This window comes from Bacillus sp. EB106-08-02-XG196, assembly GCF_013396335.1.
Taxonomy (GTDB): Bacteria; Bacillota; Bacilli; order Bacillales; family Cytobacillaceae; genus Neobacillus.
In genome coordinates, this window is sequence record NZ_JABWSY010000030.1 from 1 (window position 1) to 13,603 (window position 13,603).

13 protein-coding genes are annotated in these 13,603 nt (G+C 37.9%); all 13 read left to right on the forward strand.

Features of this window, described 5'->3' with window-relative positions; translation table 11 throughout:
* Nucleotides 1-200 precede the first annotated feature (200 nt).
* The 13 genes from MLOOGBEN_RS28220 to MLOOGBEN_RS28280 all read left to right on the forward strand — a co-directional run bounded on the left by MLOOGBEN_RS28220 (nt 201) and on the right by MLOOGBEN_RS28280 (nt 13,602).
* On the forward strand, nt 201-644 hold the full coding sequence (locus MLOOGBEN_RS28220; protein ID WP_179161568.1) for a hypothetical protein: 444 nt from the start codon (nt 201-203) through the stop codon (nt 642-644).
* Between the two features lie 99 nt (nt 645-743).
* Nucleotides 744-2,978, forward strand: a complete 2,235-nt coding sequence (locus tag MLOOGBEN_RS28225; RefSeq protein WP_218781369.1) for an McrB family protein — start codon at nt 744-746, stop codon at nt 2,976-2,978.
* A complete protein-coding gene (locus MLOOGBEN_RS28230) occupies nt 2,953-4,437 on the forward strand; it encodes a DUF2357 domain-containing protein (RefSeq protein WP_179161570.1) in 1,485 nt (494 codons plus the stop codon). Before MLOOGBEN_RS28225 ends, MLOOGBEN_RS28230 begins: the two co-directional genes overlap by 26 nt.
* 250 nt (nt 4,438-4,687) lie before the next feature.
* The gene (locus tag MLOOGBEN_RS28235) at nt 4,688-5,404 is read left to right on the forward strand and encodes a GntR family transcriptional regulator (protein ID WP_179161571.1); all 717 of its coding nucleotides are present in this window, start codon (nt 4,688-4,690) and stop codon (nt 5,402-5,404) included.
* A 39-nt stretch (nt 5,405-5,443) separates the two neighbouring features.
* Nucleotides 5,444-5,767, forward strand: a complete 324-nt coding sequence (locus tag MLOOGBEN_RS28240) for a (2Fe-2S)-binding protein (RefSeq protein WP_179161572.1) — start codon at nt 5,444-5,446, stop codon at nt 5,765-5,767.
* Nucleotides 5,757-6,845 carry an NAD(P)/FAD-dependent oxidoreductase gene (locus MLOOGBEN_RS28245; RefSeq protein WP_179161573.1) on the forward strand — a complete coding sequence of 363 codons (1,089 nt, stop codon included), beginning with the start codon at nt 5,757-5,759 and terminating at the stop codon, nt 6,843-6,845. Before MLOOGBEN_RS28240 ends, MLOOGBEN_RS28245 begins: the two co-directional genes overlap by 11 nt.
* A 35-nt stretch (nt 6,846-6,880) precedes the next feature.
* On the forward strand, nt 6,881-7,210 hold the full coding sequence (locus MLOOGBEN_RS28250) for a (2Fe-2S)-binding protein (protein ID WP_179161574.1): 330 nt from the start codon (nt 6,881-6,883) through the stop codon (nt 7,208-7,210).
* A complete protein-coding gene (locus tag MLOOGBEN_RS28255) occupies nt 7,211-8,284 on the forward strand; it encodes an NAD(P)/FAD-dependent oxidoreductase (protein WP_179161575.1) in 1,074 nt (357 codons plus the stop codon).
* A gap of 39 nt (nt 8,285-8,323) precedes the next feature.
* Nucleotides 8,324-8,650, forward strand: coding sequence for a DUF1904 family protein (locus MLOOGBEN_RS28260; protein ID WP_179161576.1), 327 nt, complete (start codon nt 8,324-8,326; stop codon nt 8,648-8,650).
* Nucleotides 8,651-8,701: 51 nt separating this feature from the next.
* On the forward strand, nt 8,702-10,045 hold the full coding sequence (locus MLOOGBEN_RS28265) for a M20 family metallopeptidase (protein WP_179161577.1): 1,344 nt from the start codon (nt 8,702-8,704) through the stop codon (nt 10,043-10,045).
* Between the two features lie 58 nt (nt 10,046-10,103).
* On the forward strand, nt 10,104-11,666 hold the full coding sequence (locus tag MLOOGBEN_RS28270; protein WP_179161578.1) for an ABC transporter substrate-binding protein: 1,563 nt from the start codon (nt 10,104-10,106) through the stop codon (nt 11,664-11,666).
* A gap of 79 nt (nt 11,667-11,745) precedes the next feature.
* A complete protein-coding gene (locus MLOOGBEN_RS28275) occupies nt 11,746-12,663 on the forward strand; it encodes an ABC transporter permease (protein ID WP_179161579.1) in 918 nt (305 codons plus the stop codon).
* Between the two features lie 12 nt (nt 12,664-12,675).
* On the forward strand, nt 12,676-13,602 hold the full coding sequence (locus tag MLOOGBEN_RS28280) for an ABC transporter permease (protein WP_179161580.1): 927 nt from the start codon (nt 12,676-12,678) through the stop codon (nt 13,600-13,602).
* Nucleotide 13,603 lies beyond the last annotated feature (1 nt).

Consider the following 13,603-nt stretch of genomic DNA (forward strand, 5'->3'; position numbering starts at 1 on the left):
AATTTTGGACAGATATTCCGTCAAAATACGGACACCTAATATCGTCAATTTCTGGACTATATAATAAATCAATAACACTATTCTTATAGTAGTATTGTAATTTAATAATGGGAAATAATTGATGAATTAAAAAGATAGTTTAATCTTTAAATAAATAAAAATGAAAATCTTAAAATTTATGTATTAGTAAGGAGCATCCTATGAGCCAAGCAAACACCAATCAGTTATGGCAGTTTTCGCCGATTCCGAATATTGAGGAGTCGAATTTCAATAAAATTTTAGAGAGATTTTTCAATTTAAGGATTCCGAGGTTAACTCGTGAGAATATACAAAATGCATTAGATGGGAGGCTACTTGATTTTGATGGACCGATTATTGTAACCATTAAAACTGGTACCATTAAAAAAGAGAATATCCCAGGAATTGACCAAGTGATTAGGCGGATTGAATGTTTAAAAGGACGCAACAGCTATACAAAAGAAGCGATTGCACACATGCGAAACAAGTTGGATCAAGACGAAGTAGCCTTTATCTCTTTCGAAGATTTTATACCGTTAATATTGAAGATGAGGGAGAAACACTTAAGGAATTGCGCGGAATTACTTCCAGTTTCATATGATCATAAACGAATGGAAGAAATTTAACTTACTGCAGCGAGTATAAGAAATACAAAATAGATTTATCTAGATACTAAATAATCCCATTACCGTTATAATATAGGTATATTTGAAAATGGAAGTTGGGTGACCGTTTTGTTAGATCTTACCTATTATCAATCTCTGTTTAATGAAGACAATACAGAAATTCGTTGTCGAAAGGTACTTGACGAGGTATCGCCAGTAATTAAGCCTTTATTCCAACGATTTGTTGACTCATTAGGGGTGACTCTTGGAGATGAGATTATTGTCAGAAGCTATGATTCCACACTTGCAACGACTTATAGTGATGCCCGGAATCCCACTTACGCGGAAAAGAAAAAGGATTCCAATATTGGCCGTAAATATTACATTAAGCTCAATCGTAAAGTGGACGAAAATGAGCATAACCTTTTGGCGCTTGAGTTTGATGGAATGAATAGAATGATTATGATCCATGCTGAGTTAAATTTCATACCCTTTTGGGCATGGGTGAGAAATGATAAGATACATAGCGTTTTACATACCATTCCGTCCCACTATTCCATATTTACAGGCTGGACGGAAAAAACGATTATAGAAAAAGATGAATTTATTCCGTATATTAAGGCTTGTGTAAAGCCGCGGAAACGGCCATGGTTCCAAGTGGGAACCAGTCTTCCATTGGAAGGGCATATCGAGGAAGAAGTGCTGATTAAGGAACTTGTTGATGCCTGGGAGAAACTGGGAGCTTTTCGTCATTATTATAATGAAGAAATCGATGTTTCGAAGAAAGCATATAATGCTTTACTATCTCTAGCTTCGACTCGGAACATCAAAGAAATCAATTTGCTCGGCCGCATCTATTCCGTTGATATCTCAGCACTAGAAAATGAAAAAACAAATGGGAAACGCCAAGCCTTTTTTATTCATGATGGAGATCAATTGGTCACCAAAGGGTTTCTCAGTTACCTGCAATTTCACGATAAGAATTCACCGTTTCAAACAATTATTGTACAACTAGAGGGTCATAATCATATTTTTACGAGCGCGAGAGAAATAATCGGGGATGGCACAAAGGATTGGTGGATTACAAAAGTGTTTGCGACACACAATCTGGACAACCATGCTGTGATGAATACTGCCATGCGCTTATTAAGGGAGCATGATTTTCAAGTCAACGGCACTTCCTATTGTGTCGGCAGCTACAATAATGAAACACAGACGTATGTTGAAGGCGCCGAGGCAGTTAAGAAGAACTTTATCAAATCAGCACTTCTTTTTGCCCATGCTAGTAAAAAGCTCGAATTACCTTCTGAGGATTCAATATCTGAGACAGCTGAAGATATTGGAATAGAAACTGATGAGGGCATGGAACCAAATTTTACCTTTCAAGAAATTATCAATATGATTTCAACAAGTCAATTTACTTTTTCAAAAGAGATTATCCGTGACCTGCATCTAAACCTTACTGCACTGGATGACAAGCATTTTGTCCTGTTAAGCGGGATATCGGGTACAGGAAAAACACAGCTCTGCCGCCTTTACGCCAATGCTGTATACGGATTGGAATATGAAAGTGAAAACCCATATTTCACCATTATCCCTGTGCGTCCGGACTGGACGGATTCGAGTGCACTTTTCGGATATTATAGTTCATTTGAAAAACGGTATGTAAAAACAGAATTTCTGAATGTTCTTTTGAATGCCTTAAAGGAACGGGAAAAACCTCATTTTATTTTGTTGGATGAAATGAACTTGGCTCGTGTCGAGTATTACCTAAGTGATTATTTAAGTGCGGTTGAATCACGAAAGGAAATTCCTCTGCACCAGGACGATTCGATTACGGATATTCCTAGGAAACTCTTAATTCCGCCTAATTTCTATGTATTGGGAACGATTAACGTCGATGAAACAACACATTCTATTTCCGATAAAGTCCTTGATCGTGCATTTATTATGACGTTGTCAGATGTGGATTTTGATTCATATTGGGAAAGAGCTGACCAGGACTTGAAAGCAGCACTAACCCGAGAATTTCAGATACTTAGAGAATTACATCAAACTTTAGCCCAATTTGAACTGCATTTTGGTTACAGGTCGATGGGGGAAATGCTCCAAAAATTATATGCTAACTTTCAGCTTCCAGAAGAGCACCAAATGGATCCTATGGATGCACTTGACAGAGTTATTTCTGAAAAAGTATTAACAAAAGTCAGGGGAGATGAACGGATTTCTGATATGTTAGCCAGTATGGAACAGTGGATGTCAGTGAATCTGCGACCTAATTCTGTCTCACTACAACATGTGAAACGGATGAGGGAGGAGCTGGAGTATTATGGAGCAACACAATTCTGGAGATAGCTATCTCGAACTTTGGGATGCCAGGCAGGGGTGGGTTCCCTTTCTGGATTCCTATTTAACTGAGGCAACAGAATATAAGCTTCGATTTAAAGAGGACCAGGTAGATGTTCGAATCCATGAAGTTCCCCTGCCATTTTACCAGCAGGAAAATGGTTATTTTGCTACGTTCATCACTCCGTTCCAATTCGGGATCTTAAAGATAACGATTAACGGTCAATCCTACGAAACATACATCTATCCAGATGATCGAAAGCTGACGGAAGAGCAGTTTAATGTGATGCTGGAAGAAATCCTTGAGGAGGCAAATAGCTGTTTTCAATTAAGCGGCTTAGAGACCAATGTAACTGCTTCTGGAAGAAACCGTGATATTACTTGGACACAGTGGAGCTATATTGACCAGTCTTTCTATCAACTAAAACAAGTGTTTTCTAAAATAGAAAAGCAGCCATTTCGTCGCTTAGAAAAGTTTTCAATGATGATGAAAAGAGAAAAAGTAAAGCATTCTGAACAAGTAACATTGCGTTGGCTGGATGTGAAGGGCCATGGGGAAGATATACCAAGTAATGTGGAAAATACTAAGATTCTTGAAAGTGTTAACCTTTACGAAAATCAAGTGTTAAAGCAGCAGCTGCAGGATTTGTATAGGCTCCTGCGAAAATATGAAGGTGTCGAGAGTAAGGGTATAGCTGGTAAATCTGCAAAATACAGGGCTGTTGTAGAACGGTGGCTGATTAGTCCGTTGATCACGGAAATAACTGCCAACAATGGTCCTTACACCATTACGCAAAAGTTTCGCAAGCATCCAGTTTACCGCATCTGGTACCAATGGTTTGACATGCTTTACAAACATAACCGGGAAGGGATTGGCTTTGATTATCCGATTTCACTAAAGGACACCTTTCAATTGTATGAAATGTGGTGTTTTATGAGGATTGTGAAAATTTTAAGGGAATCAGGGTTAGTTCTTAATACGAGCAGCTTATTTCAAACGAAGAAGGATGGAATTTTTCTGGAGCTGGCTGAAAATAAAGAAAGTAAAATTCAATTAATAGGCGGGATTTCATTATTCTATCAACGTACTTATCAATTTAATACAAAGAGCTTCCACACTTATACGCAAAGGATGATTCCTGACATCGTGATTGAAGGGGAAAATGGAATCATTATCTTTGACCCTAAGTACCGAGTACCAGACAATCTCGGTACAGCTCTTGGCGAAATGCACAAATATCGTGATGGAATTATCCATCATGAAACTGGCAAAAGGGCGGTACAGGAGGTTTTTATCCTAACACCTACCAAAGATGAGCAGGCGGAAGGGCTTAGGTATTTCCGAGAGGATTTTCAACAGAAGTACAGTATGGGAGCCATTCAAGCTGCGCCAGGGTTTGTGGAGGACAAGCTTAAGGAAAAGATACTGGCCAGTATCGAGAGTTTAAGTGCTTTACACAATCGATGATGGTTATCGTTGGAATGGGGAGATAAAATCGAGAATTTTTAAACATAAAAAAGGTGTAACATCGGATTTGCTTCTGGATTAACCAGAAGCTTTTTTATGCTATTTTTTTGAAAGTGTTATAAACAAATTAGAAAATAAAAAATTTTCTAATTATTATTGACAACTACCACTTAAAAGAAGTAAATTATTAATTAATTAAACAATGTTATAAAGTTATAAAGTTATAACATTATAATCAAGGGTGATTTGAATGCAAATTAATAAAGGCTTACATGTTCCTCTATATCGACAAGTAGAACAGGTGTTAGAAGAGAAAGTCAAAACTGGCCATTGGGAAACAGGATCTCAAGTCCCTACAGAACAAGAATTATCAGATATATTTGAAGTAAGTACAATTACAGTAAAACGAGCAATTATTGAACTTGTAAATAAGGGATATCTTTATCGGCAAAGAGGAAAAGGGACCTTTGTTTCGGGCTCTTTGAAAGAACAAGATATCAATTCAATTATTTCGTTGAAAACTGAGGAGAGTGGTGAACATCCACACGAATTAATCAGCTTTTCTTTAAATGTAGCAAATGAGGAGATTAGGGAGAAATTGAATTCCGATACTTTAAAAGTATTTAATGTAGTGCGGTTAAAAATTGAAAACGAGGAACCGAGTGCACTTGAATATACGTATCTACCATATTCTAAATGTCCTGATTTAACACAAGAAGATATTAATAATGAACTTATTTACAACATTTTAGAAAAGAAGTTTTTTATTGCATTAGGACGGGCAAAACTTTTTATTAAGCCCTTTATTGCTCAAGATGAAATCGCCGATTTGTTAAAAGTGGAACCTGGTACACCGGTTTTTGAATGGGAAAGATTTACCTACACGAAACACGAGGAGATTATCGAATATTCAAAGTTTTATGTGCGCCAGGATAAGCAGACGTACTACACTGAGGTCTTCTTCTAAAAATTACATGGGAATCAAAATAACAAAGGAGGTGTTTGGATGCATATTGAAAATCACCCCGTTTTTGGAAATACGCTTCAAGAACCTGTAACGATTTACTTTAACGATCAGCCACTTAAGGCATATAAACAGCAATCAGTTGCAGCAGCATTAATGGCCAATGGGGTAAAAAAATTAGGAGTCAGCAGGAAGTTAGTTCAACCAAGAGGTGTTTTTTGTTCTCGCGGAAGATGCTGCAGTTGCTATATGACAGTGAATGGAGAGGATCATGTTCGCTCCTGTATGACAAAGGTTGAAGATGGGATGAAAATATATCCAAACTTAGATGACCCCAAGGTGAGGTGCCATAACCATGGAGACTGATGTACTTATCATAGGAGCCGGGCCAGCAGGGCTTGCAGCAGCTTTTGAAACCGCATCGAGAGGATTACAAACAACCATCGTGGATGAATCTCCATTACTAGGTGGACAACTGCGACAACAAACACAACTTATCTCATCTTTACCAACTCCATATCAGTCGATGACAGGGTTTGAATTAGCCCAAACATTAGAGGCACAGCTGGAACAATATCCTGTGCATTATTTACTAGGTTACAGAATGATAGGGCTCTATAAAGATGGATGTGTTGGTTTATCAGATGAAGAAAACGTATTCCCCGTTAAATCAAAAATCATTATTGTCGCGACTGGAGCAGCTGAGAAAGCCATCGCTTTTCCAAAATGGACGCTTCCAGGTATTATCACCATTGGTGCAGCTCAAACACTCGTGAACCGTGACATGGTCCTTCCAGGACGAGATGCCATAATTGTTGGGACAAGTGACTTTAGCATGGAAGTGGCGCTTCAACTATTGGAACTAGGTGTTAGCATCAAAGGAATCTTGGAAAGTAACAATAAGGTAAAAGCAAGAAATATTGAAAAAGTAGACCAAGTAAAGAAACATGGTATTCCACTCTATTTAAATACCACGATTAAGGAAGCAAGAGGGATCGGTGAAGTTCAAGAAGTAGATATTCAACTTCCAGACGGTGTAATTACAGAAAGTGTCGACCTTGTTTGTCTTGATGGTGGGCGATCTCCTATCTTAGATTCTGTTTACCAGATAGGTTGTTCATTTGGATACCAAGAAGAACTAGGTGGTTGGCTCCCACAATATAACCGTTCCATGCAAACTAATCATCAAGCAGTATATATAGCAGGGAATGCAGCGGGTATTAGTACACAGGGAGTTATTCTTGTAACAGGAATGATTGCTGGAATTAGTGTATGTGAAGAGTTAAATGTATTAACCAAGGAAGCTGCCAAACAAGAAAGGACTTCTCTTTGGAGTGAGTTAGAAATCCTTGAAACGAAACTTTATCCTGATACCTGGAAAGCAAGAATCAAACATATTGAGAAATTTTCAGCACCATTGTTAAACGATCAATTTATCACTTAATTTCAATAGTAAAAAGACAAGAAGGTGAAAATTCATTGGATATCACAACCATCATTTGTAGGTGTGAAGAAATTAGCTGTGAGGAGATTGAGGAAGTACTAGAGAATGGTGCACGGACCTTTGATGATATTAAAAGACTCACACGATGTGGAATGGGTCCATGTCAGGCAAAGATTTGCACAAGTCTGGTTGCGAAAGCCATACATGAGAAAACAGGAAGAGGTTATCATGATATTCCGCTTCCAAGAATGAGGATGCCATTGTCACCAATAAAGCTTGAAACGTTAGCTACCGATAGCAAAACTTTTTCTACAGTAAAGTCTGTTTTAGATGAAGTGGAACTTAAAGGTGGTGAAGCTAGGTAAATGAATACAAACTATGAAACGATTATTATTGGCGGAGGGGTAGTTGGCAATAGTATCGCCTATCACCTATCTGAACGTAATAAAGAAGGAATACTAGTAATTGATAAAAAATTTCCAATGACAGGAACATCCGGATCGACTCAAGCTTGGGTTTGGGTACATAATAAAACACCTTCATCGTATGCAGAATTTAGTATGTATAGTGCCGAACTTTATCCTTACTTACAAAAAAAAATTGGAGATGTCGAATATAAACGAACGGGCGGTCTATCACCATTCTTTAATGAGAAGGATCGAGAAAAGGCCTTGCAGCTTGCTCGTGAATATCGGGAAATTGGTTTAAAAGTTAAGGTACTCTCAAGGGAAGAAGTGTTAGAAAAGGAGCCATCCATTAATCCAAATGTAGTGGGGGCAACATATAGCACGATTGACGGTAATGTAAATCCTTTTCGATTAATTGATATGTACATGAGGGCGGCAAAGAAGAACGGGGTTGAATACTCAACCTATAATCCTGTATCGGATATCCAAAAGTTTAACGAAAAGTTTGTGGTAGTTACGGATAAGGAAACTTACATAAGTAAAAACCTTATCCTCGCTGGTGGAACATGGTCAAGAGAATTAGGAGAGTTGCTAGACATTACGATACCAGTGAACCAATTGAGAGGACAAATTCTTGTTTCAGAGCCGTTACAGCCATTCTTAAATTATACAATCAGTGGGCTGAGACAAGCAAATAATGGTGAAGTCTTGATTGGCTATTCAATGGAACAGGCTGGTTTTAACCGTGCAACCACTTTGGATGTGATACAGGAGACAGCCAATATGGCACTTCATTATGTACCTTCCTTGAAACAAGCGAAAATTGTTCGTGCCTTTTCTGGAATACGGGCGATGCCAGAGGATGGCTATCCAATACTCGGAAATGTTCCAGGGGTTGAAAATCTCTATGTTGCAGCTACACACAGTGGAATCACACTTTCCCCATTAATTGGAACACTATTAACCGAATTGATCCTTGATGGTGAAACGTCTATTCCAATAGACAGGTATTCTTTAAGCAGATTTTCATAAGAGTTAAATTTATAGATCAAACAATTAGGAGGAATTCAAGTGCCGCATTTAGTATTTAGAGGCGTCTCCGTAGACCAAGTAAAAACAATCAGTAAATCTTTAGTAAATGAACTTGCTGATGTTTGTCGTTGTGGAACGGACAACTTTACGCTTGAAATCTGTTCTTCGACTTTTGTATTCGAAGAAAACGAAGTATCAGGTTTCCCTTTTATTGAGGTGAAATGGTTTGAGAGAGGACAAGAAGTCCGTGATCAATTTGCACGAGTTGTCACAAAACTTGTACAGTCACTAGAGATTCCAGAGGTAGAGGTTGCTTTTACTACCTTTCAAGAATCTGCCTACTACAGTAATGGTAAGAGTTTTTAAGATATCTAATGTGATGGTTCAATTTATTCTATTGAAATGGAGGGGATTCTGATGCAGGAAGTCTATCAATATATTGAAGATCATGCAGATTTATATACTAATTGGTTAATCGAAGCATGTAATCAACCTAGTGTTTCTGCCCAAAACCGTGGCATGGCTGAAATGAAAGAACTTGTTAAATCATTTCTTGGAAAAATTGGCGCCGAAGTAGAAGAGTTGCCTACTAGTAGGTACCCGATTATTTATGGTGAGCTAGGACAGGGAAAACCCAAAACACTTACTTTTTATAATCATTATGATGTCCAGCCAGAAGATCCTATTGGACCATGGTTAAGTGATCCTTTTAAAGCAGAAATCAGGGATGGCAAGCTATTTGCAAGGGGTACTGCTGATAATAAAGGGAATTTAATCGCAAGAATATGTGCTGTTCATGCTTACCAGCAAGTTTATGGCGAGTTACCCGTTAATCTCAAATTTGTCTTTGAAGGAGAAGAAGAAGTTGGCAGTCCTCATTTAGAGTATTTTGCTAACGAGTTTCCAGAAAAGTTAGCAACGGATGGAATTATTTGGGAAGGTGGCGTTAGAGGTGTTGAGGACAGACGCTTACACGTGGGCCTAGGGGTAAAAGGTATTTGTTACGTTGAATTAATTGCCAAAGGTGCAAATACTGATTTACATTCTTCAGAAGCGGCTGTGATTGAAAACCCAGCGTGGAAGTTAATTTGGGCACTTAACACTCTGAAAAATGAACACGAAGAAATTTTAATAGAAGGCTTCTATGACGATATTTCCCCATTAACGGAAACAGATAAAAAGTTTATCCAATCCATTCCCTATGACGAAGAAGCTACGAAGAGACTATATAGCATTAATCAGTTCTTAAAGAATGTTACAGGCAATGAGTTAAAGGAACGATTAACAGCTGAGCCAACTTGTACGATCTGTGGCATTGAATCAGGTTATACAGGAGAAGGGTCAAAAACCGTTTTGCCTTCAGTTGCAAAAGTGAAATTAGATTTTCGTTTAGTCCCTAATCAAACACCAGAAAAAATTGCTCAATTATTAAGAACTCATTTAGATCGCCATGGATTCCATGATATTGAGATTAAACAATCCCATGGCATGCATCCATTTAATACGAACCCAACAGATCCTTTTGTGAATACCGTGCTTCAAAGTGTTGAGGAAGTATATGAAGAACCTCCGGTAATTCTACGGAATCTAGCAGGTTCGAGCCCGATGTATAAAATGTTGAAAAATACCAATATCCCTGCAGTACAGATTGGTGTAGCCAATACACAATCTAGTTATCATGCACCAAATGAAAATATATTTTTAGATGACTATATACAAGGTATTAAGGTGACAGCTGCTGTTATTAAAAATTTCAGATAGAATTCTTGCATCTTTTAAAGTCTGAAATTTCAAAATAAAAAATTAATGGGGGTAAAGCATGAAAAAGTCTTTTAAATTAGTCTCTGTTGTTTTGTTAATTGTGATGCTCTTGATTACAGGCTGTAGTGGTAATTCCAAAACGAGCAATGAAGAGAAACCTTCAAACGACGAAGGTAGCAAACAAGAGAAAACCCAATTGGTGATTGCACAAAGTGCTGATATCACCACACTCGATCCACAAAACTCCTTAAGTACAAATGGCGATCGTGTGTTTAGAAATATGTTTAGTCGATTGTTCCAACGTGATGCTAACATGGAAATTCAGCCAGAATTAGTAGATTCATATGAAAATACAGATGATGTTACCTGGAAATTTAAATTAAAAGAGGGCGTAAAGTTCCATAACGGTGACCCTCTAACTTCCGAAGACGTTAAATTCAGTCTTGAACGTGTCATGAATGACCAATCCTTAAAGGAATACCCATATTTCACACAGCTAGCAGAAGTCAAAGTCATTGATGAGCTTAATTTTGAGATTATTACCGATGGCCCAATGCCTACGATTTTACCTTTACTAGCTAAGAGTGGCTCAGATGTAATACCAAAGAAATATTTTGAAGAAGTTGGATTAGAAGAATTCCAAAAGAAACCTGTTGGCTCTGGTCCATACAAGTTTGTTGAGTGGAAACGCGATGATAGAGTTGTCTTAGATGCAAATGAAGAATACTTTGGTGGAACACCAAAGTGGAAAGAAGTTATCGTACGCGCGATTCCAGAAAGCTCTACTCGTGTGGGTGAGTTGTTAACAGGTGGAGTAGATTTAGCGACAGATATTCCTCCAAATGAGTGGGACCGTGTCAACAATGAAGAAGGTGTTTCGTTAGAATCAGGTGATACTACACGGGTTATGCTTTTAGTTGTTCGTACAACAGAAGGCTTTGAAACTTCTGATCCAAAAGTAAGGGAAGCCATCGATTTAGCGATTAATGAAAAGGCAATCGTTGATTCTGTCCTAAAAGGTACTGGTGTACCTGTACGCTCTCGTGTTCCCGAAGGGGTAATTGGCTCGAATGCAGATTTATACGATTCTTATGTTTATGACCTAGAAAAAGCAAAACAATTATTAAAAGAATCGGGTCATAAAGATCTAGAAATTACCTTAACAGCACCAAAAGGTCGATATCCACTTGATGGTGAGGTTGCACAATTAGTCGCTAGCATGTTAGGTGAAGCTGGTATCAAAGTAAACTTAAAGTTGCTAGAATCTAGCGCTTTCCTTGATGTTTATAATTCTAACTCAAACGAAGAATTAATTATGATTGCTTTAGCAGATGGTCTACTTGATGCATCCTATTCACTCGTACACTATACAAAGGATCGTGCCAAAGGCCAAACGGATTATTTCAATGAGACTGTTGAAAACCTTTACCATGAGGCGGGACGAAACTTGGATAGTAAAGAACGTATTACACAATACCAAGAAATTCAAGCCATTGTTGCAGAGGAACGACCACATATTTTCTTATATCAACAAAATGCAAACTATGGTGTAAGTGATGGTGTAGGCTTTAAACCAAGATTAGATGAAGTTATTAATTTCTCTGACATCACGGTAAAATAGTAGTCTTTTAAACAATTAAACAGCGGGGCTAGAGAACGTTCTATTTCTAGCCCCGTTTGCAGATTAAGGGGGCTTGGAATTGAAGAAATATCTGGCGAGGAGACTGCTACAAATAATACCTGTCCTTTTTATCATTACTTTTGTAGTCTTCGTTTTAGTTTATTTAGCAGGTGATCCTGTTGCTTTAATGTTACCAGAAGATTCCTCTGAAGCGGATCGAGAAGCTTTAAGAGAGGCACTTGGTCTAAATGAATCCTTTCTTTATCAATATTTCCACTTTTTAGGGGACTTGTTTAGAGGGAATTTTGGAACATCCTTCCGATATAATCAAGAAGCTTTACCACTCGTATTAGAAAGACTTCCAGCAACGTTTGAGTTAGCAGCTGCTTCTATGATAGTTGCGATTATCATCGCAATTCCACTTGGTATTTATTCTGCTAGAAAAAGAAATAGCTTTGTTGATCTATTTATCACAGGCGGATCAGTATTAGGTAAGGCAATGCCAAACTTTTGGCTTGGTATCATGTTGATTCTACTTTTGGCAGTAAACTATCAAATCTTTCCTGTTTCAGGAAGAGGAACTGTTACCCATTTAATCCTACCAGCGATTACACTCGGAACTGGAATCGCTGCAGAAATGACAAGGCTTATCCGTTCAAGTATGCTGGAAATTTTACATCAGGATTATATTCGAACAGCAAAGAGTAAAGGTGTGAGTGATACACTGGTAATTTTTAAACATGCATTTCGAAATTCACTCATTCCAGTCGTAACAATTACAGCATTACAAATCACTCATCTTGTGAGTGGAGCGCTCATTACCGAAACCGTTTTTTCTTGGCCAGGTTTAGGTCAGCTCTTGGTTCAAGCAGTTAATGGTAGAGATATGGCAGTTGTTCAAGCAGCTGTATTTGTAATCGCCTTTTTAGTCATCTTCATAAATTTAATTACTGATATCGTTTATCGATTACTTGATCCACGGATTAAATATTCATAGGGAGGTGTGGATATGGAAGCAGATGTGAAGACCACATCGTTGGTTGAAACCAAAAATAATAAGGTTAAGGGAAAACAAAACTCTCTATGGCGTTGGTCAAAATTATTGCTTCAAAGTAAGACAGGGACATTGGGATTTATTATTGTTCTTTCAGTTATTATTGTCGCGATTTTTGCGGATGTCATTGCTCCACATGACCCTGCGCAAAATAATTTGGGAGATATGCTAAAACCACCTGTATGGTTAGATGGTGGTTCGTCTACTTATATCCTTGGTACAGATAACTTAGGTAGAGATATGTTAAGTAGGATTATTTTCGGTACACGTGTTTCTTTATTAGTCGGTGTTTTTTCTGTAATTTTAGCTGGTATCATTGGGGTTTTAGTAGGGATACTTGCAGGATATTACGGCGGGTTCATCGATAATGTGTTAATGAGAATTGTCGACTCATTTCTTGCTATTCCAAGCATTTTATTTATCTTAGTGGTTCTTGCCGTTTTTGATCCAAGTATCATGGTTCTTATCATTGTAATTGGGTTTACCAATTGGGTTACATATGCACGGGTTGTCAGAGGAGAAGTATTAAGTATAAAAGAACGGGAATATGTAAAGGCATCTAAATCCATTGGAACGAAAAATACCACGATTATGTTAAAGCATATTTTTCCGAATATCGTGTCATCGTTTATTGTTATCTCGACTTTAAGTGTTGCTACAACTATTGTATTAGAAGCTTCGCTTAGCTTTTTAGGGTTAGGGATACAACCTCCTACCGTATCATGGGGCGGAATGTTGACAGATGGTAGAAATTATCTAGCTACAAATTGGTGGCTTGCTACATTTCCTGGGATAGCGATTACGGTTACAGTTCTTGGAATCATTTTCTTGGGTGATTGGCTCCGTGACGTTTTGGATCCAAGAATTAAAGGGAGAAAGTAAG

Coding starts and splice junctions, on each gene's coding strand:
- MLOOGBEN_RS28220 (WP_179161568.1), top strand. CDS start 201: ATGAGCCAAGCAAACACCAATCAGTTATGGCAGTTTTCGCCGATTCCG.
- MLOOGBEN_RS28230 (WP_179161570.1), top strand. CDS start 2,953: ATGGAGCAACACAATTCTGGAGATAGCTATCTCGAACTTTGGGATGCC.
- MLOOGBEN_RS28235 (WP_179161571.1), top strand. CDS start 4,688: ATGCAAATTAATAAAGGCTTACATGTTCCTCTATATCGACAAGTAGAA.
- MLOOGBEN_RS28240 (WP_179161572.1), top strand. CDS start 5,444: ATGCATATTGAAAATCACCCCGTTTTTGGAAATACGCTTCAAGAACCT.
- MLOOGBEN_RS28245 (WP_179161573.1), top strand. CDS start 5,757: ATGGAGACTGATGTACTTATCATAGGAGCCGGGCCAGCAGGGCTTGCA.
- MLOOGBEN_RS28255 (WP_179161575.1), top strand. CDS start 7,211: ATGAATACAAACTATGAAACGATTATTATTGGCGGAGGGGTAGTTGGC.
- MLOOGBEN_RS28265 (WP_179161577.1), top strand. CDS start 8,702: ATGCAGGAAGTCTATCAATATATTGAAGATCATGCAGATTTATATACT.
- MLOOGBEN_RS28270 (WP_179161578.1), top strand. CDS start 10,104: ATGAAAAAGTCTTTTAAATTAGTCTCTGTTGTTTTGTTAATTGTGATG.
- MLOOGBEN_RS28280 (WP_179161580.1), top strand. CDS start 12,676: ATGGAAGCAGATGTGAAGACCACATCGTTGGTTGAAACCAAAAATAAT.